Here is a 25,454-nt window from a genome sequence, read left to right as displayed (position 1 = left end):
CGTGCCGTCCGCGGTGGCGCCGCTGGCCAGGGGCGAGCGGACGGGGTCGGCAGTCTCCACGAGGCGGCGTCGGGTCTTGTCGATGTCCCACTGGCCGTCCGGCTCTCGAGCAATGCGGCCCGCGCGCTCGGCCTTGTGGATGGCGGTGTCGCTGACGCCGAGGCGCCGCGCGGCCTCGCGCGTGGAGGCAGTAAGTTCCGGCATGGCGGCGACCTCCCGCCGCGCGCGACGATGATGCGCACCCTTTTCAATGGGCGGGGGGAGAAGGCACCATCCCCGTTCAAAACGTACGACCCTGGACGAATGGATGCGACGCTAGCAGTGCGGTTGCGGAGCCGACCGTAGGCGATCTGCCGCTGGGAGATGAGAGCTCAACCGCCTCGGTTTCCCAACGCTGCAGATTGCTGACAACTAGAGATAGGCGCAGCGCAGCACGAGCCGATAGCATGGAGCGATCATGAACATGCCGTTGGCGATTCTGGTCCCTGAGACAACAAACAGACTGCGCTTGTACGGGGTACATTAGGGGGCGCGATGAATAAAACCGATGCGCGACGCTTGGGTCATGCTCTAACGTTCCCGCTGTCACGCGCGGATCATCCGCGTATGCCTTCGCCTAGGAGGGAGCTATGGAGATTCAGGCGCTCGGCTATCTGGGCTTCGGAGCGGAGAACCTGGAGGACTGGGCGGATTTCGCGACCGCACGTCTCGGCATGCAGATGGTCGACCGCGGCGCCGGGCTGCGCGCCTTCCGGATGGACGATCGGCGGCAGCGCCTCGTTGCCGATGCCTCCTTGCCCACGGGCACGCGCTACTACGGCTGGGAAGTGGCCGACGCAACGGCGCTGGACGTGCTGGCTACAAAGCTCGAGCGCGCCGGCGTCGCCGCGAAGCGTGAGACAGTGGCGCTTGCCGATCAGCGCTGCGTCTCTGGCCTGATCTCCTTTACCGATCCGGCTGGCAATCGGCTGGAGGCCTTCCACGGTGCGCAGGTGGCGGACACGCCCTTCCGGCCTGGACGCATGGTTTCCGGCTTTCGCTGCGGGCCGCTCGGCATGGGGCACGTGCTGATGACGACGACGAACATGGCGGCATCGCTCGGATTCTACCGTGACCTGCTCGGCTTCCGGATCAGCGACTTCATGCGCACGCCGATCCAGGCCTATTTCATGCACGTCAACGCGCGGCACCACAGCTTGGCGTTGGTCGAGGCGCCTGCTGACATGCTGCACCACCTGATGGTGGAAATGTATTCCCTGGACGATGTTGGGCAGGGTTACGACCTAGCATTGGCCGATGGCGCCGAGCGCGTCGTGGCGACACTGGGACGCCACTGCAACGACTTGGTGACCTCCTTCTACCAGCGCACGCCTGGGGACTTCTTCGTCGAATGCGGCTGGGGTGGGCGCACCGTGAACCCCACCAACTGGCAGCCCACGGAGATGACCAGTGTCGAGAGCTACTGGGGCCATGACGGCTTGATGCGTGAGATTGGTGCCCCTGAGCCGCCGCCGGCAGACCGCCGGCCGGGTGGCCAGGAGCTGCGCGCACCAGTCTACGTGATGGAAGGGAATTATCAGCGCATGGACGGCGTCTGCCCGTGGTGGGACGCGGTGAAGGCGGGACGGTAGTGTCGGACTTCGCCCAGGCTGCGTGTCGCTGCCGAAGCTACGGTTGACGGTAAGCATCCGCAGATCATCCGTCGGTCTGCGCATAGCGGGCCTGCCAGTGCCAAATCGTCGGTCGGCTCGCCGCGGCCTGATGGGCTATCTCGGCAATGGGCAGCCGGTCGGCGGACAGCAGGATAATCCTGGCACGCTCAGCTTGTTTCTGGGGGCGGCTCCAATCAGCCATGATCGTGGCCAACCGTGTGCGATCACCAGCATCAATGATGGTGCAAACATTCTGAGCCATCCGCCCAGCCTGGCACGTCTCAACAGGGGCATGAATTGTCCCTCTGTGTCAGTGCACTAAATGGCAATGCTATACACAGTATAGCTGCCCTTCGCCCCCTCCTTGTTGGGGCCGACCATCCGCACCCGCTCCAGCACCTGGACCGCGTAGCCCTTCTTCTTCAGCCCCGCGAAGAAGCCGCGGACCGTGTGCTGCGCCCACCCGGTCGCCTCGGCGATCTGCGCGACCGTGGCACCCTCGGGCCGGCGCAGCATGGCAAGGACCTGCTCCTGCTTGGTGCCCTCGCGCGGCTTGCGCGGCGCGCCGGGCTCACGGGCGGCGCGGGCGGGCTTGCCGGCGAGCAGGGTGCGCAGGGCCTCCATCCGCGCATCGAGGGCGCCGATCATGTCGCCCGCGCGGTTGGCCTCGTCATCCCAGGCGGCCAGCACCGCCGCGGCGGCATCGCGCAGGTGGGTCCGTGGCGTGGCGGCGCGCGCCGCGAGAGCCTGGTCGAGCAGGGCGATTTCCTCCGCCAGGGGCGCGGCCTGGGCGGGCTCGGCGGCGGGCGCGGGGCTTTCCCCCGGCGTGGTGCCGGGCGCCACCGTAGGTGCCGTGTCGGGCACGCTGCCCTCGATGCCCGAGCAGTCGGGCTCGCCGGCCCCCGCGTCGCCCTCGTTCGGGTCGATGCCGATCGCGCGCAGCCCCTCGTCGGTGATGCGGGCCACTATCCAGGTGCCGTCCTCATCCTGGCGCCAGCCGAGCCCGACATGCTCCCGCGGCGCGTTGATCTCCGTCAGCAGGTTGTTCTTGATGAGGCTGCGAAAGACTGCGTTGCGGGCTGCGGCCGGGAGGTTCCTCGGCGCGCGGGCGAGGCCCATCTCGTGCTGCGAGGCGGCGATCAGGATCACGCGCTGTGTGTCGGAAAGCTTGGTCATCGTGGTGGTCTCCGGTTCCGGGTGCCGACAATCGGTCCCTACTGCCGGGAGCCCCGCCGGCGACGCCGGTCGGGGCAGTGCGGGAGCGGCCCGCTTCAGGCGGCGTATTCGCCGCGGCGGAAATGCTGATCCGCGATGTCCTTGAGCTTCGCGGTGGCATCCGAAAGCCAGGCCGCTTCGCCCCAAAGCACCGTCTCGGGGTCCGCGCCAAAGTGGTCCGCGCTGACCTGGGTAAGTTCTGCGAGGAGGGCGTCGAACTCGGCCTTCTTCGCGAGGAAGGCGGCCAGGCTGCGTTCCTGGTTGCGGGCAGCGCGGGCTTCTAGGTCGGTCATGGTGGTCTCCGTCGTGGTGCAGGGCTGGGTGCTCTGCGTGTGACGGACCATTCGCGCTGTGGCGCGCACGAGCCAAGCAAGATGCAGCGGCGCGGAATTGCTATGCTTAGGCGGTCTGGATCACATCATGATCGCGCGGTTTGGCGAGCTCGTGCATGACCGCAAGAGCCCGCCCGAACGAAGCGCCTTCGAACTCGCGCTCACCCTTGCCGCCAAGCCCGTACCGACCGCCAGGAATGCGAAGCGTGATCAACTGTGTGGGGAGCTCGGCCTTCGCGAAATAGCCGATGAGCCTGCGGTCCAGAGCCACCAGCGCGTAGACATCGAACTCGTCGTGGCGATACACGCGCGCGGCACCCCGTCCCGCTCGCCTGATTCCGAAGAAATACGCTGGATTGGCCCGCATGTTCGGCTGCGGGTGCCGCGGGTGCAGCGTCGCCTTCACCTGAACACGGATCACGCGCCCGCCGACATCGACTGCCAAATCATACGCCATGCCCTGGGCCGTATGGAATGCGCTCCAGCCGCCAAGCAGAAGATCGGCGCAGACCAGGTGCTCAGCGGCACGTCCGAGCTCGAGCTCCTGGCTGACCTGCCGCACGCTGCCGGGGCGTTGTGGAGCAGGCGGTGGCACCGCGAGTGGGAGCGCGCCACAATCGAATAAGAGACCGGCGTCGCGGGTCATGCGGCCATTTCCCGTCCACGTGCTGCAGCGACGTCGGAAAAGACGCGATCTTCGGCATCCAGCACAGCCGGCTGTCCCGTCATCGCCTGCCATCGCTCAATGGCCACATCGCAATAGGCGGGGCTGACCTCCATCGCGAGGCAGACACGGCCGGCTGTCTCGGCTGCGATGATGGTGGTGCCGCTGCCGCAGAAGGGCTCGTAGACCGCCTCGCCCGCGACGCTGTTGTTCACGATCGAACGGCGCATGCACTCCACGGGTTTCTGCGTGCCGTGCACGGTGGCGAGGTCTTCCGGTCCGCCGTTGCCGATGCTCCAGAGCGTGGTCTGGTCCCGCGCGCCCTGCCAGTGGCCAGTCGCGCCCTTGCGCACAGCGTAGAGGCAGGGTTCATGCTGCCAATGATAATCGCCACGCCCCAGCACCAGCCGCGGCTTGGCCCAGACGATCTGGCTGCGGATCACGAAGCCCGCCGCCTCCAGGCTCTCGATCACGGTCCGCGCATGCACGCCGGCGTGCCAGACATAGGCCACATCACCAGGGAAGAGCGCCCAGGCCGCCCGCCAGTCGGCGCGGTCGTCGTTCGCCACCTTGCCGGTGCGCATGGTGGCCGAGACGCCGGCCTCGTTCCGCCATCCGGGATCGTAGTTCACCCCGTAGGGCGGGTCCGTGGCCATCAGATGTGGTCGGGCGTTACCGAGCAGTCGAGCGACATCCGTTGCGCTAGTGGCATCGCCACACAACAGGCGATGCTGGCCGAGCCGCCAAAGGTCGCCGGGACGTGTGACGGGATCCTCCGGCGGCTCTGGTACCGGGGCGTCGGGATCGCCCGGAGCAATGGCGCCAGACGTCTCGGTCCCAACTGCGGCCAGTAGCCGGTCCAGCTCCATGCCGGAGAAGCCGAGCACGTCGAGATCGACCAGCGCCTCGTCGCGGATGCGAGCGATCTCGGCGGCAAGCAGCGCCTCGTCCCAGCCCGAGTTCAACGAGATCTGGTTGTCGGCGAGGCGCAGGGCACGCGCCTGAGCGGGAGAAAGATGGCCGAGCCGGAGCACCGGCACGGAGGCGAGCCCGAGCTGCTTCGCAGCCATGACGCGGCCGTGGCCAGCGATCAGCACGCCCTCGGCGTCCACCAGCACCGGGTTCACGAAGCCAAATTCGGCAATGGAGGCGGCGATCTGCGCCACCTGGGACGGCGAATGCGTCCGCGCGTTCTCCGCATACGGGACCAGCCCCGCCACCGGCAGGCTGCTCACCACAAGATCAGGCTGCATTGGCGGTGACCTCCTGCCTCGCCTCAGCAACGGCGTCGTAATCGCGCCCATCATCAGCCAGCGTCACTGGCAGGTCGGGATGCAGCATCCTCCATCGGGCCAAGGCCAGATCGACATAGGCCGGCGCCAGCTCGATGGCGCGCACGCGGCGGCTGTTGCGCTGGCCGGCCAGGATAGTGGTGCCGCTCCCGCCAAAGGGCTCGAACACCACGTCGCCTCCGTCCGTGTAGGTCCGCATCAGGAACTCGGGCAGCACGACCGGGAACACCGCGGGGTGCTCGGTCTCGATCCCGCGGCCCTTGTGGCGCGTGAGGCGCAGCACGTTGTCCGGGATCCGGAATTCCTGCACCGGCAGCCCGGCATGCTGGTACTCCGAGATGGTGCCGTCGGCGGCGCGCAGCCCGCTGCCCTTGTTCGGCGTGCCGGCCCATTTGCAGGGCACGATCTTGTTGGCCTGGCGGGCCTGAAGGTTGAAGTGGAAGACGAACTCGAAGGCCGGCGCGAGCCGGCCGTTCCAGTCGCCGGGCAGGCCGGGCCCCTGGTCCCAGGTGTAGAGGCCGAAGCGGCGCCAGCCGCGGGCACGCATCCAATCGAGCCAGCCGGACCAGTAGGGAATCCATTCGCTGTCGCGGTGGATCAGGCCGAGGTTCACCAGCACTTGGCCGTCCGCCCGCATGGCCGCGTCGAGATGCTGGAACACGCCCTGCATCAGGGCATCCCAATCGGTGCCGCCGCCGGTGGTGTAGTCGCGCTGGTTTCCATAGGGCGGGGAAGTGAACAGCAGCGCCGCGCGGTCCTCACCCATCACCCGCGCCATGCTGGAGGCGTCGGTGCTGTCGCCGCAGAGAAGGCGGTGCTCGCCCAGCAGCCAGAGGTCGCCGGGACGCGTCACGGCCTGGCGCGGCGGCTCCGGATCGGCATCGGCGGGATCCTCCGCCGGCGCATCCTCGGTGCCTGCCGCGCCAGTCGCACCGCCCCCCTCGGCGGGATCCGCGGACAGAGCCTCGGGCGCGTCGCCGTTGGACACGGCATCTCCAGCCGCCGCGAGGATGTCCGCGAGCTCATTCGCCGAGAAGCCGAGCGCGCCGAGGTCGATGTCCGGCACCGCCTGCACCGCGGCGAGCGCATCGCGCAGCAGCGCCTGATCCCAGGTCGCGTTCTCCGCGATGCGATTGTCGGCGAGCCGCAGCGCCTCCTTCTGCGCGGCGGACAGGTGCCGCAGCACGATGACCGGGACCTTGGCCATGCCGAGCGCGGACGCGGCCTCGAGCCGGCCGTGTCCGGCGATCAGAACGCCGTCCTCATCGACCAGCAGTGGGTTGGTGAAGCCGAAGGCCAGCATACTGGCCTTGATCTGCTCCAGCTGCGCGGCGCTGTGCACGCGGGCATTGCCGGCGTGCGGGCGCAGCTCCGCCACCGGACGCAGCAGGATCTTCGCCGCCATCCAGGGGAGCGCCATGATGCCATCCGGTTTGCGGGTGGTTTGTAGGGCCGAGGCCCGGCGTCGGTTTGCAGCTAACGAGTTGAAGCCGCGGGAGAAGGCTGCAAACCGCAACCCTGATTTATGGCCTGGCGCTAGCGACCTTGCGCGCTTCCGCCCCCCGCATACAGCGGGGCCAGGAAGGACCCTGCGGCTCGAGAGCCACAGTGGCTGATCAACTGGCGAGTGGCTCGGGAGCCGCGGTGCTCGACGCACCTTCTCGACGTGTCACCATCATAGCCAACCCGATTTGCGCGCTGCCATGGGGTGAATTGTAACAGCGGTATCTGGAAGAGGGACGTGGGCACAGCCGCATGCGACCGCGCCCACCCGTAGATTCACTCAGCCCTTCGCAGCCTTGCGCTTTGCCTTCTTCAGGCCAGCGAAGGCCGCTTCCTTGAGCGCCGGGCTCGCCTTGAAGCGCACCGCCGCGCCGGCCTTCACCGCGATCTTCTCGCCAGTCTTCGGGTTCAGCGCCGTGCGCTTCGCCGTCTCGCGCACGACGAAGGCGCCGAAGTCAGGAATCGTGAAGCGACCGGTCTCGACGATCTGTCCCTTGATCGCGGCGATGATGTCAGCGGCCAGGCGGCCTGCGGCAGCGGCCGGCATGTCGGCGGACTGGGCGATGACGTCGGTGAGAAACTTCTTCGACATAGACAAGCTCCTTGCGAAGCCTGCCCATTAGCCGAGACAAAGGTGTCTGTCAGGACCAGCACACACAGCCTGCGAGGGCTGCTCAGGCACGGACAGCGGCTCGCGCACGCTCAGCCGCATCCCGTGTGGCGACCAGCGCAGCCAGCGTGGCCTGCGCCTGCTTCACCGCGGCTGGCTCGCTACTGTCGATGTCTGAGAGCTGCTCCTCGGCATCGCCCACGCCGATGGCGATCTGCTCGCGCAGTTCGTCAAGCCAGCCCTTCGCTTCGGACGGGTCGGCTTCTGGCGCGCGCAGCCATTCGGCGACGATCACCTCCACCTCACGTGCCATGCGGGGCGGCTGGACGCCCTTCGCCGCGAGCGCCATCAGGCGGACAATCGCGGCGTCGACCGGACGCACCCGTGCAGCCCTACGAGCGGCCATGGCTTCAGCTCCTCTTGGTTCGCCCGTCCCATAGCATGTTCTTGTCTTGTTTCATAAGGGGGAGCTATCGTCGGACATGCCCAACGGCGCCTCGTCACACCCGCCGCCGCCATGGCTGAGCGCTGCCGTGCTGGCCGCTGCACGGGCTGCTCTGCGCCCGTCAGGCGCCTTCCCGCGGCCAGGGGACGCCGACACCAGGCCTTGTGCGAACTCATCCTAGCGCATCATCCTGCCTTGCCGTTCACGCTGATCGCCGAGTCCGCAGCCTACGTCCTCGGCTCCGAGTGACAGCGGATCGGCCCGCGCAGGGAGCAGCACGGGCAGGACGCCTGCGTTAGAATAGGAAGTCGCTTTCGACGAGGTGGTGGATCCCTGCCAGTTCGATTTCCCCGGTTGGACCGGTGGGCGTCGGGGCAAACGGCGGATTTCCGGCGAAGGTCGCGAACTGAACGATTGTCTGCCCGTCCTGGTACTCGTAGCGCACCTGCAGTGCGAAGCTCGCCGCGAAGCTGTCGGTGCCGAGGAACTCGGGCGGCAGCCCCCCGGTGCGACCAGTCGGCCTGGCAAAGCTCAGATCAATCTTGTCTTCGCCCTGAACGAAGTCTTCCAAGCGGTCACGTTCACCGGGACCGACGCCTGTATCGAGAATGAAGCTCACCGCCGATGGGATCTGGCCAAAACCTGGTTCTCGGCTGAAGCCGAATGCGAACACGTCCAGATCGGCCCCGCCGATCAGCGTGTCCACGCCCACGCCACCGGTCAGGGTATCGTTGCCCTTGCCACCAACAAGTAGGTCGTTGCCGCCACCGCCGTATACCACATCGTCACCACGTCCTCCGAACAGGCGGTCCGGCCGTCTGCAGCGATGATGTCAGCCGCTGCGATGGTTCCGTCGAAGACGCCGTAGCCTCGGATCTCGTCATTGCCGCCTCCACCGAAGACGACATCGGCGCCGAAGCCTGCTGTAACGAAATCATTGCTGCCGCCTGCGAAAATTACATTGTTCCCAGGCTCGCCGCCGAACTGGATCGGCGGCGGGCCGACCTCGAACGGGCCACCCGGCTCGCCGATGTTGTCGCCGTAAATCCTGTCATTACCGGATCGCGCTAAGATCCAATCGTCGCCTTCTCGGCCGCCGATTAGGTCCGCCTTGTCGCTGCCGATAATGACGTCACGTGTGCTGGCGCCGGTCAGAGGATCAGAGCCGGCACGCCTGGCCAGGATGATTGCCATGGACGCCTCCTCATCTCGTTCGTCACCGCCTCGGCAGCAGCTCAGGCCGATAAAATCAGGCGGCGCAAGCCCTGCCGTGCGCCGCCAGAAGCGTACTCGCGTAGCCGCGAGCGCGTCCACTCTCAAGCACGCGACTCTCGCGGCGCCACCGCAACCGCGACTGCTCGCATAACGAGGTTGCATTTCGTCTGCCTCGCCGACGCCATGGCCTACATCCTCGGCTCGGAATGACGGCATTCACCCTGCCCTCTGCCGCGGCGTCAGCCGGAAATGGGAGGCCAGTGTCCCGAGCGCCGCGACCAGCATGCCCTGCGCCACCGGCCCGTGCACCGGTCGGCCGGACCAGCCCTGGCGCATGGCCCACTGGCGGACCGAGAACTCCAGCCCGACGACGAACCACACGCAGGAGCCCGCCGGGCTGTCGTGGCCGCCCAGCGCGTCCAGCGCCTCGGCCACGCGGCGCCGGGCATCGATCTGCCGGCTCGACATAGCGTCGGCGGTGGCGCCCGCCAGCCGGATCAGCTGCGAGGTGGCGATGCCGTCCAGCGCGGCGGACCAGAACAGTGTCCGGAAGATCTGCCCAGCCTCCTGCATCTCCGGCGTGATCGTGCCGTTCGCCATCATCATGCCCAGCGTGTCCACCGCGCGACGGTGCTGGACTGGGCTGCCGGTCTCGGGATCCGCCTCGCGGATCGGCTCCGAGAAGCCACCATGCTGCAGCCGCCACTTCGACGGCTTCGCCAGATCATCGTGCTTCGGCTTCAGCACCTTGGTCTTGCGCTTACCGGCCATGGTGGTTCTCCCCGTTGCGACGCCCCCAGCGCCGGTTGGCTTCGTTGATGACCGCCTGGCGCAGCCAGTCGTCGGCGATCTCGGCCACGGGCAGGGCAGCGACGCCGTGGCGATGCCAGGCGGCGGCGCGCATGGCGTTAACCTCGCGGTCGTTGGTCGGGCTACGCGTCCCGCGGTCGAGGCAGGATCGGGGCGGCAGTGGTGCGCCGTGCATGCTCATGGGCGGCCTCCCGTGGGGTCGGTCGCCCAGAGCAGAAGGGCGATGGCATCCGCCTCGTTGTCGTCGGCCGGCGCGAAGCCGCGAGCCTGGATGGCGGCGACCATCTTCGCCTTGTCCGCATTGCCCTTGCCGGTCGCGAAGCGCTTGATCGTGGCCACGGGCACGCCCTGGTAGGCGATGCTGCGCTCCTCGCACCAGGCCGAGAGGTGGGCGAGGAAGCCGCCGTAGAGGTGCGCAGCATCCGTCCCGGCATGCGCACGGACTTCCTCGAAGACGATCCGCGCCACACCACCGGACAGGGCGGCGACCTCCGCCAGCCAGCCGCGGAAGCGCAGGAAGCGCATCCCGCCGCCTTCGAAGCGGCTGGGGCGGAACGTCATGGTGCCCGAAGTGATACCGCCGTCCTGGCCGCGCAGCGCCCAGCCGGTGGTGGTGCCGAGATCGAGGGCGAGGACGGCGTGGTGCGCCAGGCTGATCGCGGGCGGGAGGGCGATAGGCGGGCCGCTTGCATGCGCGGCGGGCATGGTGAGAGTCGCGGGTGCCATGGTGGTCTCCGGAAGGGGATCGTCCTGGTGAGGGCGGCGACGGCGCGGTTCTTGGCGGAGCTCGCCGTTGCTGCCCGGCTTGGGGTCGGGTGGCCGCAGTGGGGGTGGTCCACGAGCCCAAACCAGGCGCCCCGGGTGTGGTGTGCGTGCGCCGTTGAGGCGCACACGCACACCCCCCGTAGGGGGGTAGCGAAAAACCGAATCTGCCAAACTGCTCCAAGCCACTGACTTTGTTTTGGAAAAAGCAAATTCGGAGCAGTTTCGGACAGATTCGTTACGCGAAACTGCTTTCGGCCAGAAGTTATTGATCTTATTGGTGAAAAGCAGTTTCGCAGTTTCGGCGGCCGAGCAGATTCGGACCGAAACTGTGCAGTTTCGGGAGCAGTTTCGGTCAGTGCGGTCTCGCATCGCGAGGGCCATCAGGCGGGCTCCTCGGGGTCGTGCAGCACCCAGACTTCTGGGTTTTCGACCTCGAGCAGCGCCTCGCTCCGGGGGCATTGGAAGTGGCTCGGGAGCACCCGGACGGTGGCCGGGATGATCTCACCGGTCTCCGGATCGACGGCCTCCTCCCCGGTGGCGAGGAGCATGTCCTGGACGACGAGGTAGCCGTTCTTCGACTTGGTGTAGGGCTGCCCGAGGTCGCGGGCCTCGCGCCGGTACTTGATGTAGCCCTTCATGGCCAGGACACCGATCCTCTCGCGGATGTTGTCCTTCCCGCCGAGCCCGCGCTTGTTCTCGAACTTCGACGCGAAGGCGTTGGCGGTGCAGAGCCGGCCTTCCTCCGCCTCCTCGGCGATCAGGCGCAGGATCACGTCGTGGCGGCGCATGCGCTCGGCATCGAGTTTGCGGCCGATGTCCCTCCTGACCAGGCGTTCGCCCTTCCGGTCGAGCTCGACCCAGGCGCCGCCGCGTTTGTCGACCAGCATCGGCTCGAGGCCAGGGCCGTTGCGCAGCTCGACATGCAGCTCGCGTTCGGTCTGCTCCTCGTCGGGGCGAAACAGGATGGCGCCTGATGTGTAGTAGCCGCGCAGCGCGCTGGCGCCGGAGAGCGACAGGAAGGGATCGTCCTTGACCTGCTGCTTGCTAAGCTTCTTCGTGTGATGGGCGAGGATGATGCCCGCCTCGGGGGCGACCTGGTCGCGCAGCGCTTCAACCCGGCCCTGCAGGAAGAACATCATCGCCGCGTTGTCATTCTCCCCTTCGCCCGCGGGCCCGCCATCGAAGAGGTTGCGGATCGGGTCGATGCAGATGATGTCAGGCGGCGCGTCGGGGAATGCCACACGGATGGCCGCGGCCACGAGGGGCACGCCTTGGTCGTCGAGCAGCATGCGCAGCTTGGGGGTGACGACGAGGGTGTCACGGGCGCGCGCCACGATGGCGGGGTCGAGCCGGAGCTGCTGCAGGCGCTCGCGCAGGTAGTGGTACTGGATCTCGGCCTGGAGATAGAACACTCGTAGCGGGCGCGGTGCCGTGAAGCGCAGGAACGGCGTGCCGGCCGCTGCGTGCACCAGCAGGCTGATCAGGAAGTCGGACTTCCCGACCTTCGGCGCGCCGCCGAGGACCAGCATCCCGCCCGGGGTCAGCAGGCGCGGCCCGATCAGGTCGTCGGGCATCAGAGAGGTGTCGTCGAGCAGCGCGCCGAGAGTGTGTGCCGGGATGGCGCCGGGCGGCGCTGCCGCGACCCGCAGCAGGGGCGGCCCGTTCCGATCGACATGCAGTGCCCAGATGCTGTCCGCCTCGACCTTGAGGCGGTCCAGCGGCCACGCCGGGCGGAGGCAGGCGGCGTTGTATTGGCAGATGGCCTCCCACCCTTCCTCGCCGGTCAGGCGGCCCTCGTGGACCATGCGGACGAAGTGGCCGATGGCGGCGCTGGCGCCCTGGAAGCGGGTCCAGCCGTCCTGGCTGCCCTCGCGCACCGGCGTGGTCAGGACCGTATCGAGGCTGGGGCGGGTGGCGCCAGGGGCGGCGATGGGCGCTTCCAGGCCCGGCACGGTGGGCATGGCAGCCACGGCCGCGGCGAGGTCGGGAAGCTCGAACTCGGCCCTGGGGCGGTGCTCCCGGATGATGACCCGCCGCTGCACGCCATGCTTCTGGTGGACGGTGCCTGGCATGCGGATCGGCTGGTGCGCGGAGCGGAAGTGAAGGTCGCCGCCAACCTTCTCCGCGATCTCGCCGCGCAGCGCGCAGACCCGCGCCAGATCCTGCCCCTCGGCCGGCTCCGTCAGCCGCCACCAAGCATGCAGCTTGGCGGCCCCCTCGCCGGTGCGGCCGCCGCTCTCGACCAGCAGGGTCGGTGCGCCGAGGTGGTGGACCAGATGCGCCAGCTTGGCGGCGATGTCACCGGCGTCGAGGTCGACCACCACGGTCTGCATCTGCAGCACATGCTCGGCGCGGGCCTGGCCCTGCTCGGCGACGGTGCCGGGGATGACATAGACGGCGCTGCCTTCGCGCGCGGCCCAGGTGGCATAGGCGCTGAGGGATGCGGCGGCGTGCCGATCGGCCGGGACCCAGATGTTGTGCGGCTTGGTGTCGAGCCCCTGGCCCTGGTCGACGAAGCCGCGGACCGGAATCAACCCGTCGCAATAGCCGAACACCACGTCCAGGAAGGCGGCGATCTGCTCGATGTCCGGCGCGACGTGGCCGCCATGAGGCGGCATCGGCTGCCCAGCGCCAGGAAGTCGATCGAGGGCGATCTGCCCAGCGGCGGGAAGTTCGCTCACGCCGTCATCTGGCAGCGGCGCGGCATCGTTGAAGTCGCCCCATGCGTTCATGCAGGCTGCGCCCAACAGCGCTTGGCCCAGGGGCAGAACCGACACTCGAAATGGTCGGCCTGGGCTGCGACCCGGGGCAGCAACTCGCCCGCATCTGTGGCCGCGAGGATGCGCACGCCGCGGTCCGACATGCGTTGCGCCAGCTCGGCGTTGAATGGCACCAGCTCGTGGTGCAGCTCCGCCGTGTCCTTGTTGATGGCGGTGAACAGCGCCGGATTGTCCGCCACGCCCGGGACGGCGGCATCCATGTAGGCCTGGTAGACCGCGATCTGCGCCGCATAGATCGGCTTGGCTGCGGCGACGCCTTTGCTGGACGTCTCGCGCCAGGCCTTGGCGTTCATGGTCTTGCATTCCCACAGCGCCGGGAACGCCATGCCGGGGATGGCGGGGCCGCCGGCGAAGATGCCATCGACGTGGCCACGGATGCGACCACCGGCGACGGAGAAGCCGAACTGCTCGCCATGCTCCCCACCACCGCGGCGGGTGTAGAGATCGAAGCCGGCGCCACGCAGCCAGGCGACGGCGACGTCCTCCAGCGCGTGGCCGATCCCGAAGATGCGCAGCAGACGGCCGTCGAAGTCGGCGCCCTCATCCTTCGGCGCCTTCACGAACTCGAACTGCAGCGCCCGCTCGCAGGCATGGCCGAGGCGGGAGCCACCCAGGTAGCTGCGCGGCGGCGTCGCCTGATTGGCGGCGACCAGCGCCGCGTCGATGACGGCATTCACATGCGCGGAGGTCTGGCTGCGGCTGTTGAAGTTGAGCATCAGAAGGGCACCTCCGCCTTAGCGTCCTGCCGGGCGATCGCCTGCATCGCCTCCTGGAAGCCGCCGACGGCGACCTCGATCAGCGTCAGCACCTGCGCCTCGCTGAGCTCCTGGAAGCGGGTGCCCCAGCCGATCTCGGCCATGGTCTCCGCGACGCGGCGCATGGCCGCGCGCATCGCGGCCTTCTCCTGCTCGGTGAGATCAACCATGGCGGACGACCTCCCCGCCAAGCGCGACCAGAAGGCCTGGCAGGCGATGCAGCAGAAGGAGACCGAGGGCCGCGGCTTCTTCCGCGGCGCAGGGTCGAACCAACCAAAGCCACGCGCCGGACGGGAGCAGACGGCGCAGGGCGGTTCCGGGGAGCGGGCCATAGATCATGCGGCCTGCCCCAGCACCGCGGGCTGGGCGCTGCGCACGAGATGCTGGATGGCCTGGCGGTTGAACTTGAAGGTGAGCAGCGCCGACGCCTGGTACCGGGTCATGCCGAGATCGGCCCGGGCTGCCGGCGGCAGGTGGACCAACTGCCGCTCGGTCGGCGGTTCGCGCAGCCAGCGCCGGCTCTTATGGGCGCTCTCGTCCGTCTCGTAGGCGTTCAGCCAGTCGTCCGCCGCGGCCAGCGCTACCAGCCGCTCCCCGATGGACAGCAGGCGCGGCCGCTCCTCCTTGGCGCCGCCGACCGCGTGCCAGGCCCCGTTCAGGAAGAAAATGCCCGCCCAGCCGTTGAACCCGTTGGCCAGCAGCGCGGCGTCGTCGCCGAACAGGTCGCACCACTGGAAGGCGGAGCGCTGGAGTAGATCGATCTCCGTCATGATGAAGTCGGTGAGCGGCGCCGTCTCGCGCCCGCAGGGCTCGAAGGCATGCCCGCAGATCGGGCACTCCATCACCGCGATCGGCACCTCCGCCTCACAGGAGGGGCAGGTCTTGGTGGGCGGCTCACCCTCGCCGGGCTGGCTGTCGAGATCGACGTCCTGCTCCAGGCAGCCATGGATCTGCGAGGAGGTGCCGAAGTCGAGCACGATGCAGTCGCGCTTGACGATGCCGGGATGCTCCGTGGGATCCACGGTGCGCAGCCCGCGGCCGACCATCTGGATCATCGTGCATTGAAGGAGCTGGGCCGCAGCAGCACGACGCAGGAGGTGGGCGGGTGGTCCCAGCCCTCCGTCAGCACCGCGACATTCACGACGATGCGCGCCTCGCCCCGGGCATAGGTGGCCAGGACGGAACGGCGCTCCCCCTCCGGCATCTCACCTGTCACCACGACGGTGGGGACGCCGGCGGCGTTGAAGGCCGCGGCGACGTGCTCGGCGTGGGCGACGGTGGAGCAAAAGGCCGCGGTCTGGCGGCCCCCGGCCTTCTCCTGCCAGTGCTTCACGACCGCGTCGGTGACCGGCACGGTGTCCATTACGCGGGCGACCTCGCCCATGTCGAAATCGTCGCCGCTGCGCCGCACGGCCCGGAGTTCATCCTGCACGCCGACATCGATGATGAAGGTGCGCGGCGGCACCAGGTGGCCGGATGCGATCAGCTCACCGAGCCGGATCTGATCCGCGACGTTTGAGAAGACCTGGCGCAGCCCGATCTTGTCGCCGCGGTTCGGCGTGGCGGTGACGCCATAGATCCGGCAGTCTGGGTTGCGATCCCGGGCGCGATCGATGATGCGCTGATAGCTGCCGGCGACAGCGTGATGCGCCTCGTCGATCACCAGCAGGTCCAGTGCCGGCATAGCCGCCAGGTTCGCCTGTCTCGTCAGCGTCGGCACCATGGCGAAGGTGACCTGTCCGCCCCAGGATTTCTGACCGGCATCCACCACCGACGTGCTGATGCCGGGGTTCACGCGGCGGAACTTCGCCAGGTTTTGCGCCGTCAGCTCATCCCGGTGCGCGAGGACAGCGGCCTTCGCGCCGCCGCGATGGATATGCTCACCCACCGTGGCCGACAGCATGATGGTCTTGCCGGCGCCGGTCGGGGCGACGCCGAGCGTGTTGCCGTGCTCGCCGAGCGCACGGAGGCTGCGCTCGACGAAGAGCTTCTGGCGGGGGCGGAGCATCATGCTGGTGCGGCCCTCCGTCAGCGCGCCCAGGCGGGGCGGGGATCGGCCCCGGCGGTGGGCTGCGGTGCAGCGGCCGGGAAGGCGCCCTGCTGCATGGCCGGTGCGACGGGCGGTGGCGTGTGCACGGGCGGCGCATAGGCCTGGGCGGGCGGGGCATAACCCGCCGGCGCCACCTGCCGGCCCATCACCTGGGCGTAGTCCCGATGGTCCGGGGTCACCGCCATGCGGATTTCGTTCTTGGTCTCGCCGCCCGCATCCGTGCCGTGCTCGATCTTCGCCACGAACTCGAGGCCATCGAGATCCGCGAAGCCGCCGATGCGGCGCGCCGCCTGCGCCTGGGGCGAGACATCCTTGTCAGAGATGCCGCGCGCGGAGTTCAGCATTCCGCGCAGGAAGCTGCGGCCCATCCCCGCCCATTCCGGCCCCTTCGGACTGTAGAGGCCGATCAGCGTGAAGACCTTCCGCTTCGCGTAGGGCCCCTCCAGCACGGTGAACTCGCCATTGAGATATACCGCGCCGGTGCTGCCGCGCGTGGCGTAGCCACCGGTCCAGCCCTGGCTCGGATCGTCGAAGCCGCCGGGGCGGATGGTGAGGCGGACCTTGGCCAGCGTCCCCTTGGGGATCAGGTTCGGGTTGGACTGGGCGTCGTTGTAGTCGTTCCAGGCAGCCATGGTGCTCTGCTCCGATCAGGTGTTGGGGGTGTCGGTGGCGGTCGTGACGAGCGGCGCCGGCAGCGCGGGCGCCGACGCACTGGGTGCTTCCGTGCCGCGAATCTTCGCGAAGAGGCGGCCGAGGTCGGGCGGCTCCAGCAGGTCGAGCCGGCCGCTGCGGTCCTTCGCCGGATAGCCCCAGGGGTTCAGCGTCTGGCAGACCAGCGCCCGGAACAGCGGCCCGCCCTGGTCCTTGATCTCCGCCAGCGTCAGCACCTCATCGACGATGCCGGGCAGTTCGAGGCTGGTTTTGCTGCCCTCGATCTGCAGGCTGAAGACGCGGCGATTGAAGTCGTCGAGCTTCTCGTCGAGGATCCCGACGAAGATCACGTTGCGGCCGCGGGCGTGCTGCAGATGTGTGAGCCAGGCGATCATCTCGCGCCCATGCAGCCCATAGGCGCCGCGCACGTCAGGCTTTCCGGTGCGCTCCGCGAAGGCCTCGGGCTGGCCGCGGCACCACTGAAAGCAGAGACGACCGGCGACGGTGATGCTGTCGATGAACAGCGTGACGTAGTGGTCCATGCGCGCCGGATCGCCGTACTCGCGAACCACCCGCGCATGCTGGGCTGCGGAATAGGGCTGGTCGTCGCGCAGCGCGGGGTTCGGGCCGGCGAGGAACAGCGCCAGGTCGCGGCATTCCTCCCACGTCCGCGGGCGGATCGAAGCGCCCCGCCAGCCCTGCACGGCGAGATCGCCCGCCTCGAGGTCCATGAAGAGAGTGGTCACGGCGCAGGTCGTGTTCAGAAGCCAGGTCTTGCCCATGCCGGGCTTGCCGAGGATGGCGGCCTTGACGCCGCGCTCCTCGGCCTGCCGCTCGTCGGCGGTGATGATGCGCAGCGCCATCAGCGGCCTCCCCGCAGCGGGATGACGCCGGCGCCATGCGGGCTGTCGCGCAGCGCCGTTTCGGACATGATGGCGAGGCGATAGGTGGCGCGCCCGGTGCGCACGGTGCGGGCCGGTTCGAAGGCTGCGCGGATGCGCTCCGGCCAGGCAGTGTAAGCCCGCTCGGAGACCTTGACGCTGACCTCGACATACTGGCCCGGATCCTCGCCGCCGGCGCGGATCTGCTCGGACAGCGCGGCGAGCCGCACCTGGTCCCATTCCACCTTCTTCGGCAGGTCGACCGCGATCTCCACGGCGCCGTCCTGGAAGCGGACCGTGCCCGTGTCCTTGCCGGCCGCGGCACGGGCGCCGATGGCGCGCTGCTCGTAGCGGAGCGCAATCGCGGCCTCAATCCAGTCCTGCATGCGCTTGGCGGCATCCAGCGCCTCGCGCGCATCCGTCTGCAGCAGCGCGAGGTGCTCGGCGGGGAGCGCGATCACATCGCTCACCGGCATGTGGCGCAGCGCGTCGAGGCTGGGGCGGTTGGTGCGGAGCGCGTCCATCACGCAGCCTCCCCCTGGAGAAAGCCCGCCATGGCGAGCGCGAGAGGACTGCGGCCGTTGCGCGGCCGCGATCGGACGATGAGCAGATAGGCGAAGCGCTCCTCCCCGACGCGGCGCTGCACCAAATGCGCAAGGCCGGCCTCCGAGAAGCGGCGCGCGCGCTCCGCCACGGCGATCAGTTCGAGGCGTTCGTCGGGCGGCAACTGCGATGCCGCCTTGTCACGGTCACGCGCCAGCATGCCGATGTGGTAGGTGATGATGGCGCCGGCCATCGCGTCCGCGAGGCGGTCGCACAGGTCATTCTCGGTCAGGACGACATCCAGCGGCGCGTTCGCGCTCGACATCGTTGGGCTCAGCGGATGGGTGGGGCGCGCAAGGTGCACGGGGCCGGTCTCCTTCTCACGCAGGGGGATCATCTGGTTCATACGGATCCGCGCGGATCCGTTCTCACGACCGCGACGGGGTCGGATGCAGGCCTGCGGCGCGCAGCCAGCAGCGGAGATCGCTGAGCGCGCGATAGAAGCCCGCGGCCGAGACGCCGCTCGCCGCGCGCGCGTCCACCATGTCGCGATGCGCGAAGATCAGACCGAGCAGCGCCATCGGCGCCGGCGGCAGATCACTGGCCGCGGAGCGCAGCGCCAGGGGAAGGTCATGGTCGGGCTCGTCCGCAGCGAGCCAGTGCTCGATGCCGTCAGCCCCGGACGCATCGAGCCAGACCGTCTCGCGAAGAGCCATGGATCGCGCGTGGTCGATGACCACATGCTGGGCGAGCAGGCCCACGTAGGTCGACCAGGCGGCGCGGGATGGATCGTACCGGTCGGCCGCCTCGACGATGGCGACCAGGATGTCCTGGGCGAGATCCTCCCGGTCGGCGCGACCCAGCCGGCGCTGCCGCGCAAAGCGGTGGGCGTGGGACCGGGCGGCGGTGCATGCCACTCGGATACGATCGCTGTCCTACTGGGGCGGATTATGTGCCTGTTCTGACTGTTGTTCGTGCATGGCGGCGGTCCTCGGCTTTGGCGGCTGCGATGACCTCAAGCCAGCACATCGTTCGGCGGTGCGACGAGGGCGCAAAGGTGCGGAAAGGTGCGGAAAAGCCCGATGAGGATTTCCGCACCGGCCTTAATTCAATGGCTTAAAGGATATTGGCAGCCTGCCCCGGCCCCGCTGGTGCGGAAATCAGATTTCCACACCACCCTCTATGCATCGTGCTGGACTTGGCACGGACCGGGAACATAGATTGCGCTGACCCGTTGCCGAAACGCTGTCTCGCAAGGACACGCATCCTATGGTCTTGACCATCGACTACGCCTGCCGATCGGGGAGAGCTGTGCCGCGCGGCCTGTCCGCCGGCGCCATCCGGAACGTCGCCGCCCAGGTGCGGCAGCAGATCCCGCGCGAGGCCAGCGACCTCGGGGTGACGCTGGCGGCGCTCCTCCAGGTCAGCCGCGAGGTGTCGGTGAATGGGCGCAGGCTGTCGGTGTCGTGGGACACGGCCGGCGCCTTGCGCGACGAGATGGGCCGCCAGGTGCTGGGCCTTTGCGACACCGACCCCGACGAACCGAACTGGGCCTTCCTGGCGGTGAATGGGCCGATGACGGCACATCGCCCCGATCTCGCGCTCAGCACCGCCGCGCACGAACTCGGACATCTCGTGTTCGACGTCCCCGCGGCCTTGGAGGAGGGGGTGCACCGGTATCGGGCCGTGGCGGCCTGCCCTCAGGCCTTGGATCGGGTCGGCCGTGGCGCGGAGGGGCGCGCCAACGAGTTCATGGGCGCGCTGCTGGTACCGCCCGTGCCGTTGCACACGCGGCTGCTGGCCTATGCCCGTGGTGAGGGGCTGCGGCTCGGCCGGGGCCCCCACCAGGGCCGGCCGGGCTGCCCCATCCTGGCCGCGGGTAACGACCCGGAGGCGGTGGGCGGCGTGGTTGCGGCGCTGGCCGGTGACTTCGGCGTGTCGGAACGGTTCATCGCCGTGCGCCTCGCGCGCTACGGCCTCATCCAGGGAGGGGTGTGATGGCCTTCGGGGCAACGGTCCGCGCCCGGCGCACGGAGCTGCGCATCGGGCTCAATGACATGGCGGAGCGCATGGGCATTTCGCCCGGCTACTGGTCGCGCGTGGAGCGGGAGATCGAGAAGCCGCCAAGCGACGAGCTCGTGCAACGGGCGGCGGCCATCCTGGGCATTCAGCTCGACGCGCTATTCGTCGAGGCGCAGCGCCTGCCGCCCGACATGCGGCGGGACATCGGCAAGGTAGTGCTCGCCTACCGGCGCGTGCGCCCCTTTGCGACTGGTTGAGGGGGGGCAGCATGGCCGCGCGCCTCAAGCACAAGCGTTTCTTTGGCATCGATGATGTGGCGGCGCGGTTCGGCCTTTCCTTGGTCGACATGGGGGTCATGGCGGCGGAGGGGCAGCTGCGCCTCAGGGTTCCCGTGGCGGGGCTGCGCGTGGAGATCGGCGAATGGGAGGAGGATGACGAACACGGCCAGGTGCATCGGATCCCGTCTGGCTACCGCGTGTTGAACGGCTTGGTGGACATCCACGCGCTGGACGGATGGACGATTCTGCGCAGTGGCTCCGGGGTGCTGACCTCGCTGCGGGCAGAGCCTGGCCACTACATCCACATCGAGACCGGCGATCCGGACTATGCGGGTCTGGAGGTGACGCGCGACGAGCTGGGGGTTTGCCTTGAGGAGTGGCAGCGGCTGGAGGCGCAGGAGGCGGGGCCCGAGGTGGAAGCACCGCCCAAGGCGCGGCGCGGCGTGCAGCCCACGCATGATTGGGACGCGTGTTGGCTGGAATTCGCCCGCACGGTGTTCTTCGACGGCGTACCCCCGTCCAAGGGGGCGCTGATCCGCCACCTGCAGGGCTGGTTTGCTGAGCAGGGACTGAAGGTGCCGGATGAGAGCACGCTTCAGCGGCGCTTTGCAGCGGCATGGAAGGTGTTCGCGCCGGAGGCGGAGCGGAAATCCGCCTGAGGCTGCCGGCTGGCAGGCGCCGCGGCCGTGAGAATGGCGGCGGCGAAATCCGTAGATGAGGGGCAGGACAATGCGTGCTGGATCCCGATGCCCCTGTCGAACCCTGTCAACGCCCACCTCCCGCCGCACCTCCGCGAGGTCTGCGAGATCCTGGCCGCGGGGCTCCTGCGGCTGCGCAGCCGCGCTGCCGAGGAAGCTGCGCGCGACGCGGCGGACTGGGGAGAGCGCGGCCTACACTTCCCGCCCCCCCAGCGCCTGCATGCGAACCGGACCTACCGGAGACCCGCATGACACGCGCCACCAAATCCAAATCCGGCACTCCGCCGGCGCCGACTATCCCCGCCATTCCGCCGGCCGACGTGCTGGGCCGGCTTGCCGCCCTGAAGACCACCGCGACGCCGGACCTGAAGCAGCAGTGGCGGGAACTCTTCGCTGCCGAGCCGTCGCCCTACAACCGGCGCTTCCTGGAAAGCCGGCTGGCCTACCGCATCCAGGAACTGGCCTATGGCGGCCTGAAGCCCGAGACCGTCCAACGCCTCGAGGCCCTGGGTGAACAACTCGACCGCGGTAATCCCGTCCTGCGGCGCATCCACGGCGACGACAAGCCGATCACCGGCACGCGGCTGATCCGCGAGTATCAGGGCGTCGAGCACAGCGTCACCGTGCTGCACGACGGCTACGAGTATCAGGGGCGCCCCTACCAGTCGCTCTCCTCCGTCGCGCGCGCCATCACCGGCACGCGCTGGAATGGCTGGCTGTTCTTTGGCCTGAAGAACCGGAGGGGCGCGGCATGAAGCGCAAGCTTACCGCCGAGGTCGCGATGCCGGTGGCAGTGCGGAAGATCCGCGCCGCCGTGTATACGCGCAAGTCGAGCGAGGAAGGCCTCGACATGGAGTTCAACACCCTCGACGCGCAGCGCGACGCTTGCAAGGCCTATATCACCAGCCAGCGTGCCGAAGGCTGGGTCCTGGTGTGCGACCGCTACGACGATGGCGGGTTCTCGGGCGGCACGCTGGATCGGCCGGCGCTGCAGCGCCTGCTGCGCGATATCCAGGCCGACCTCGTCGACGTCATCGTGGTCTACAAGATCGACCGGCTCTCCCGCTCGCTGATGGATTTCGCCAAGCTGGTGGAGGTGATGGACGCGCATGGCGTGACCTTCGTCTCCGTCACACAGTCCTTTAACACGACTACCAGCATGGGGCGGCTGACGCTAAACATCCTGCTCAGCTTCGCGCAGTTTGAGCGGGAGGTCATTGGCGAGCGCATCCGCGACAAGGTGGCCGCGTCGCGTGCGCGCGGGATCTGGATGGGTGGCTTCGTGCCGCTCGGCTATGACGCTAAGGACCGCAAGCTGCTGGTGAACGAGGCCGAGGCGGCGCTGGTGCGCCGGATCTTCGAAGGGTTCGTCGAAACGGAATCGGGCACGAAGCTGGTCCAGGCATTGCGTGCCGAGGGCGCCACCACGAAGCGAGGCCGCGCCTTTACCAAGAGCGACGTCTATCGGGTGCTGAGCAACCGCACCTATCTCGGCGAGGCGATGCACAAGGGGAAGTCGCACCCCGGCGAGCATGCCGCCATCGTGCCGCAGGCGATGTGGGACGCGGCCCACGCCCTGCTGACGATCAGCCCGAAGACACGCGCCAACCGCACCCGCTGTCAAACGCCTTCACTGCTGCGCGGGCTGATCTTCGGCAGCGATGGCCGTGCCATGTCGCCCACCCACGCGCGGGGGCGCCGTGGCCAGCAGTACCGGTACTACGTCAGCCAGTCGGTGCTGAAGGGCAGCGCCGCGGACGGCCCGGCGACCGCGCGCATCTCCGCCGCGAAGATCGAGGGCGCGGTCATCGCGCAGGTTCGGGGGCTGCTGCGCCAGCCGGAGGTGGTGTTGGGCGCCTGGCGCGCGGCACGGGCCTCGGCGCCGGCTATAACGGAGGACGAGGCTCGCCTGGCGCTGGAGCGCCTGGACCCGCTGTGGGAGGAGCTGTTCCCCGCGGAGCAGGCGCGGATCATCCGCCTCCTGGTCGACCGGGTCGACATCGGGGTGGGCGGCGCTGACGTGCGCCTGAAGCTGGAGGGGCTGGCCAGCCTGGCGCGGGACCTTGCCGCGCAGTCGGCCGAACCAGCGAGGGCGGCAGCGTGACCGGCGCCGCGCAGATGCTGACCGTGCGGGTGCCGCTGGCGGTCCGGAAGCAGCGGGGCGGGCGGAAGCTGATGATCGCGCCTGCCGCCACCACGAACCGGGGCACATCGTCGTCGGACACCACGTTGGTGAAGGCGCTGGCCCGGGCGTTCCGGTGGCGGCGAATGATGGAGGCCGGGCGCTTCGCCACCATCAACGAACTGGCGGCGGCGGAGAAGATCAACTCGTCCTACGTTTCGCGCGTGCTCCGGCTGACGCTGCTGGCGCCGGACATCGTCGAGGCGATCCTGGACGGGCGGCAGCCGGAGGGGATGACGCTGCCGGGGCTGATGGAGCCGTTTCCGGTGGAGTGGGAGAGGCAGCGATCACATACCGTTGCGAAACAGTGAAATCGAGCTCCGTAACGAGGTCGGGGGTGCTGGCTTGCGCGAGCCGGAGAAGCGCCTCTGCCCTTGCAGGGAGCGGCCACTGACCGCCGCCCCATGCACAAAGCCTTGCCGCTGCGAGATTTCCGGCTTGGGTGAAAGGGAAATCACTCTCGTCGCCGACTTCACCTTTTGGTTTAGCCAATAAGCCCAGAGCCTAATCGGCCTTGATGCCCGCGAACTTGATTACCCGTGCCCACTTCTCGATAGCGGCCGCCAGAATCGCCTCGAATTCGGCCGCCGTGCCGCCGACCGGCGTGCCCCCTAGGTCGAGGATGCGGGCTCGGACACCGGGATCGGCAAGGCCCGCATTGAGTTCGCGGTTCAGCAGTTCGACGACGGCGGCCGGCGTGTTGCGCGGCACGCCAATGCCGGCGAAGCCGCTGGCCTCGTAGCCCGGGACAAAGTCGGCGATCCTTGGCACGTCCGGCAGCACGTCCAGCCGGGCCGCGGTGGTGACCCCGAGCGGCCGCAGCTTGCCGGCCCGGATCTGCTCGATCGCCTCCGACAGCGGACTGAACACCAGCTGGATGTGGCCGGCCAACAAGTCGGCGACGGCGGGCGCACCGCCGCGGTAGGGAACATGCAGCAGGTTGACCCCGGTCATCATCTTAAACAGCTCGACGGAGATGTTCTGCGGCGTACCGGCGCCGGCCGAGCCATAGCTGATACTGCCCGGGTTCGCCTTAGCATGGGCGATCAACTCAGGGATCGCATGAATCGAATACGCCGGATTGACCACGGCGACATAGGCCAGCCGAGCCGCGCATACCACCGGCGCAATGTCGCGCATGAAATCGAAGGGCAGGTTCGGATAGAGTGCGGCGTTGATCGCGTGCGGGGTCACGATCTGGAGCAGAGTGTAGCCATCGGGCGCCGCCCTTGCGACCATCTCGGTGGCGATGTTGCCGCTGGCGCCAGAGCGGTTGTCGACGACGAATTGCTGGCCGAGACGGTCCGACAGCCACTGCCCCATCAGGCGCGCCTGGATGTCGGTCGCGCCGCCGGCGGCGAAGCCGACGAGGATGCGCACCGGCCGCGCCGGATAGGCCTGAGCCCGAGATCGGCGCGGCGCAACGGCCATGCCCAAGGCCGAACCGGCGGCCATAGTCGCAAGCGAACGGCGAGAAACTGCCATGTTGTCTCCTTCCCAATGGGCGCCTTTTGCGGGCGGTTTTCCCGAGGCGCCTTGTGGTGACACGCTACAGGCTCGGTGATCGGGTCGGCAAGAACGGCCAGTATGTCTCTGAAGAAGAGGCTCCCATCCCCTTATAACTGCACGCTTGCTTGAACTGCGGAACGCTGGCGAGAGGCGACACGGATGATGGAGAAAGGCCGCTACGGCACGACCGACGAACTGGCCGCCACGGAGAAGATCAACTCGTCCTGCGTCTCGCGCGTGCTTCGCCTGACGCTGCTGGCACCGGATATCGTTGAGGCGATCCTGGATGCGCGTCAGCCTGAGGGGATGACCCTGCCGACGTTTATGGAGCCGTTTCCGGTCGAGTGGGATCGACAGAAGGGCCGTCCGCTGCCGTCCTCGCTAACGCCACCCATTCCGCTCAACGGCGGCCCAAATGTACGCCGGGTGTATTGAAATGGCCGAGTTCATCATTGGCCTTTGCGAAGGCTACAATTCGGACGCGTGGGGCTAGGTCGGCCAAGCCTTCCGCGTGCACTCTGGTCAGCGAAACGCCCAGCGAAGGGTGTGCGCCACCCCGAGTGTTCCGGCGCGCACGAGTGGCCGACCGAGCAGAGGAGTGG

At 68.5% G+C, this 25,454-nt stretch carries 33 protein-coding genes; 8 read left to right on the top strand and 25 right to left on the bottom strand.

Translation table 11 applies throughout. The features are described 5' to 3' along the window. Positions 1 to 204, bottom strand: a 204-nt coding sequence (locus tag H7965_RS30460) for a type IV toxin-antitoxin system AbiEi family antitoxin domain-containing protein (protein WP_222440772.1), incomplete at its 3' end; no start/stop codon positions are given. A 425-nt stretch (positions 205 to 629) separates the two neighbouring features. On the opposite strand from H7965_RS30460, the gene H7965_RS23520 reads away from it, so the two are divergent. Next, the gene (locus H7965_RS23520; protein WP_186773017.1) at positions 630 to 1,631 is read left to right on the top strand and encodes a VOC family protein; all 1,002 of its coding nucleotides are present in this window, start codon (positions 630 to 632) and stop codon (positions 1,629 to 1,631) included. A 64-nt stretch (positions 1,632 to 1,695) separates the two neighbouring features. Here H7965_RS23520 and H7965_RS23515 read toward each other — a convergent pair whose 3' ends face one another. The 23 genes from H7965_RS23515 to H7965_RS23410 form a co-directional block, all read right to left on the bottom strand. Beyond that, positions 1,696 to 1,914, bottom strand: coding sequence for a helix-turn-helix domain-containing protein (locus H7965_RS23515; RefSeq protein WP_186773016.1), 219 nt, complete (start codon positions 1,912 to 1,914; stop codon positions 1,696 to 1,698). A gap of 56 nt (positions 1,915 to 1,970) precedes the next feature. After that, positions 1,971 to 2,828, bottom strand: coding sequence for a DUF3489 domain-containing protein (locus tag H7965_RS31240; RefSeq protein WP_229682760.1), 858 nt, complete (start codon positions 2,826 to 2,828; stop codon positions 1,971 to 1,973). Between the two features lie 95 nt (positions 2,829 to 2,923). Continuing rightward, positions 2,924 to 3,160 (bottom strand): hypothetical protein, encoded by a 237-nt coding sequence (locus tag H7965_RS23505; protein ID WP_229682759.1) that lies wholly within the window; start codon positions 3,158 to 3,160, stop codon positions 2,924 to 2,926. A gap of 106 nt (positions 3,161 to 3,266) precedes the next feature. Continuing rightward, positions 3,267 to 3,845, bottom strand: coding sequence for a PDDEXK-like family protein (locus tag H7965_RS23500; RefSeq protein ID WP_186773015.1), 579 nt, complete (start codon positions 3,843 to 3,845; stop codon positions 3,267 to 3,269). Continuing rightward, complete coding sequence (locus H7965_RS23495; protein ID WP_186773014.1) at positions 3,842 to 5,116, bottom strand: site-specific DNA-methyltransferase; 1,275 nt, start codon at positions 5,114 to 5,116, stop codon at positions 3,842 to 3,844. The genes H7965_RS23500 and H7965_RS23495 overlap by 4 nt, the downstream gene beginning before the upstream one ends. Beyond that, positions 5,106 to 6,575 carry a site-specific DNA-methyltransferase gene (locus tag H7965_RS23490; RefSeq protein ID WP_186773013.1) on the bottom strand — a complete coding sequence of 490 codons (1,470 nt, stop codon included), beginning with the start codon at positions 6,573 to 6,575 and terminating at the stop codon, positions 5,106 to 5,108. Before H7965_RS23490 ends, H7965_RS23495 begins: the two co-directional genes overlap by 11 nt. 363 nt (positions 6,576 to 6,938) lie before the next feature. Beyond that, a complete protein-coding gene (locus tag H7965_RS23485) occupies positions 6,939 to 7,250 on the bottom strand; it encodes an HU family DNA-binding protein (protein ID WP_186773012.1) in 312 nt (103 codons plus the stop codon). A gap of 82 nt (positions 7,251 to 7,332) precedes the next feature. Next, positions 7,333 to 7,674: a hypothetical protein gene (locus H7965_RS23480; RefSeq protein WP_186773011.1), complete on the bottom strand. Its 342-nt coding sequence runs from the start codon at positions 7,672 to 7,674 to the stop codon at positions 7,333 to 7,335. A 334-nt stretch (positions 7,675 to 8,008) separates the two neighbouring features. Then, complete coding sequence (locus H7965_RS23475) at positions 8,009 to 8,494, bottom strand: calcium-binding protein (RefSeq protein WP_229682758.1); 486 nt, start codon at positions 8,492 to 8,494, stop codon at positions 8,009 to 8,011. Then, the gene (locus H7965_RS23470; protein ID WP_186773010.1) at positions 8,434 to 8,907 is read right to left on the bottom strand and encodes a calcium-binding protein; all 474 of its coding nucleotides are present in this window, start codon (positions 8,905 to 8,907) and stop codon (positions 8,434 to 8,436) included. The genes H7965_RS23475 and H7965_RS23470 overlap by 61 nt, the downstream gene beginning before the upstream one ends. 237 nt (positions 8,908 to 9,144) lie before the next feature. Beyond that, complete coding sequence (locus tag H7965_RS23465; protein ID WP_186773009.1) at positions 9,145 to 9,699, bottom strand: DUF6456 domain-containing protein; 555 nt, start codon at positions 9,697 to 9,699, stop codon at positions 9,145 to 9,147. Then, entirely contained in the window at positions 9,689 to 9,919 is a 231-nt protein-coding gene (locus tag H7965_RS23460) for a hypothetical protein (protein ID WP_186773008.1), read from the bottom strand. The genes H7965_RS23465 and H7965_RS23460 overlap by 11 nt, the downstream gene beginning before the upstream one ends. Continuing rightward, positions 9,916 to 10,464: a crossover junction endodeoxyribonuclease RuvC gene (locus tag H7965_RS23455; RefSeq protein WP_186773007.1), complete on the bottom strand. Its 549-nt coding sequence runs from the start codon at positions 10,462 to 10,464 to the stop codon at positions 9,916 to 9,918. Before H7965_RS23455 ends, H7965_RS23460 begins: the two co-directional genes overlap by 4 nt. A 419-nt stretch (positions 10,465 to 10,883) precedes the next feature. Next, positions 10,884 to 13,235, bottom strand: coding sequence for an AAA family ATPase (locus tag H7965_RS23450; RefSeq protein ID WP_186773006.1), 2,352 nt, complete (start codon positions 13,233 to 13,235; stop codon positions 10,884 to 10,886). After that, entirely contained in the window at positions 13,232 to 13,999 is a 768-nt protein-coding gene (locus tag H7965_RS23445) for a hypothetical protein (protein WP_186773005.1), read from the bottom strand. Before H7965_RS23445 ends, H7965_RS23450 begins: the two co-directional genes overlap by 4 nt. Further along, complete coding sequence (locus tag H7965_RS31235) at positions 13,999 to 14,208, bottom strand: DUF6511 domain-containing protein (RefSeq protein WP_186773004.1); 210 nt, start codon at positions 14,206 to 14,208, stop codon at positions 13,999 to 14,001. Before H7965_RS31235 ends, H7965_RS23445 begins: the two co-directional genes overlap by 1 nt. Before the next feature lie 165 nt (positions 14,209 to 14,373). After that, the gene (locus H7965_RS31230) at positions 14,374 to 15,093 is read right to left on the bottom strand and encodes a zinc ribbon domain-containing protein (RefSeq protein WP_229682757.1); all 720 of its coding nucleotides are present in this window, start codon (positions 15,091 to 15,093) and stop codon (positions 14,374 to 14,376) included. Next, a complete protein-coding gene (locus H7965_RS31225; protein WP_229682756.1) occupies positions 15,090 to 16,049 on the bottom strand; it encodes a DEAD/DEAH box helicase in 960 nt (319 codons plus the stop codon). The genes H7965_RS31230 and H7965_RS31225 overlap by 4 nt, the downstream gene beginning before the upstream one ends. Before the next feature lie 17 nt (positions 16,050 to 16,066). Further along, positions 16,067 to 16,720, bottom strand: a complete 654-nt coding sequence (locus H7965_RS23430) for a hypothetical protein (RefSeq protein ID WP_186773003.1) — start codon at positions 16,718 to 16,720, stop codon at positions 16,067 to 16,069. A 15-nt stretch (positions 16,721 to 16,735) separates the two neighbouring features. Further along, complete coding sequence (locus H7965_RS23425; protein WP_186773002.1) at positions 16,736 to 17,602, bottom strand: ATP-binding protein; 867 nt, start codon at positions 17,600 to 17,602, stop codon at positions 16,736 to 16,738. Then, positions 17,602 to 18,144, bottom strand: a complete 543-nt coding sequence (locus H7965_RS23420) for a hypothetical protein (protein WP_186773001.1) — start codon at positions 18,142 to 18,144, stop codon at positions 17,602 to 17,604. The genes H7965_RS23425 and H7965_RS23420 overlap by 1 nt, the downstream gene beginning before the upstream one ends. Then, entirely contained in the window at positions 18,144 to 18,569 is a 426-nt protein-coding gene (locus H7965_RS23415) for a hypothetical protein (protein WP_186773000.1), read from the bottom strand. The genes H7965_RS23420 and H7965_RS23415 overlap by 1 nt, the downstream gene beginning before the upstream one ends. A 22-nt stretch (positions 18,570 to 18,591) precedes the next feature. Beyond that, a complete protein-coding gene (locus H7965_RS23410) occupies positions 18,592 to 19,080 on the bottom strand; it encodes a sigma-70 family RNA polymerase sigma factor (protein ID WP_186772999.1) in 489 nt (162 codons plus the stop codon). Between the two features lie 358 nt (positions 19,081 to 19,438). Here H7965_RS23410 and H7965_RS23405 point away from each other — a divergent pair, with 358 nt between their 5' ends. From H7965_RS23405 to H7965_RS23380, 6 genes are all read left to right on the top strand, one after another. Beyond that, the gene (locus H7965_RS23405) at positions 19,439 to 20,161 is read left to right on the top strand and encodes an ImmA/IrrE family metallo-endopeptidase (RefSeq protein WP_186772998.1); all 723 of its coding nucleotides are present in this window, start codon (positions 19,439 to 19,441) and stop codon (positions 20,159 to 20,161) included. Beyond that, positions 20,161 to 20,442 (top strand): helix-turn-helix domain-containing protein, encoded by a 282-nt coding sequence (locus H7965_RS23400; RefSeq protein WP_186772997.1) that lies wholly within the window; start codon positions 20,161 to 20,163, stop codon positions 20,440 to 20,442. Before H7965_RS23405 ends, H7965_RS23400 begins: the two co-directional genes overlap by 1 nt. 11 nt (positions 20,443 to 20,453) lie before the next feature. Beyond that, positions 20,454 to 21,122 carry a hypothetical protein gene (locus H7965_RS23395; protein ID WP_186772996.1) on the top strand — a complete coding sequence of 223 codons (669 nt, stop codon included), beginning with the start codon at positions 20,454 to 20,456 and terminating at the stop codon, positions 21,120 to 21,122. 287 nt (positions 21,123 to 21,409) lie between these two features. Beyond that, entirely contained in the window at positions 21,410 to 21,916 is a 507-nt protein-coding gene (locus tag H7965_RS23390) for a DUF2924 domain-containing protein (protein WP_186772995.1), read from the top strand. Beyond that, positions 21,913 to 23,265 (top strand): recombinase family protein, encoded by a 1,353-nt coding sequence (locus tag H7965_RS23385; RefSeq protein WP_186772994.1) that lies wholly within the window; start codon positions 21,913 to 21,915, stop codon positions 23,263 to 23,265. Before H7965_RS23390 ends, H7965_RS23385 begins: the two co-directional genes overlap by 4 nt. Continuing rightward, complete coding sequence (locus H7965_RS23380) at positions 23,262 to 23,654, top strand: hypothetical protein (protein ID WP_229682755.1); 393 nt, start codon at positions 23,262 to 23,264, stop codon at positions 23,652 to 23,654. Before H7965_RS23385 ends, H7965_RS23380 begins: the two co-directional genes overlap by 4 nt. Before the next feature lie 193 nt (positions 23,655 to 23,847). On the opposite strand, the gene H7965_RS23375 is transcribed toward H7965_RS23380, so the two are convergent. Continuing rightward, positions 23,848 to 24,828: a Bug family tripartite tricarboxylate transporter substrate binding protein gene (locus tag H7965_RS23375; RefSeq protein WP_186772993.1), complete on the bottom strand. Its 981-nt coding sequence runs from the start codon at positions 24,826 to 24,828 to the stop codon at positions 23,848 to 23,850. 183 nt (positions 24,829 to 25,011) lie between these two features. Between H7965_RS23375 and H7965_RS23370 the strand changes: the two genes are divergently transcribed. Beyond that, positions 25,012 to 25,287, top strand: a complete 276-nt coding sequence (locus H7965_RS23370) for a hypothetical protein (RefSeq protein ID WP_222440770.1) — start codon at positions 25,012 to 25,014, stop codon at positions 25,285 to 25,287. The last annotated feature ends 167 nt before the right edge of the window (positions 25,288 to 25,454 follow it).

The organism is Siccirubricoccus deserti (assembly GCF_014283215.1).
In the GTDB taxonomy this organism is placed as follows: domain Bacteria; phylum Pseudomonadota; class Alphaproteobacteria; order Acetobacterales; family Acetobacteraceae; genus Siccirubricoccus; species Siccirubricoccus deserti.
This window is presented reverse-complemented; position numbering and strand designations above follow the sequence as displayed.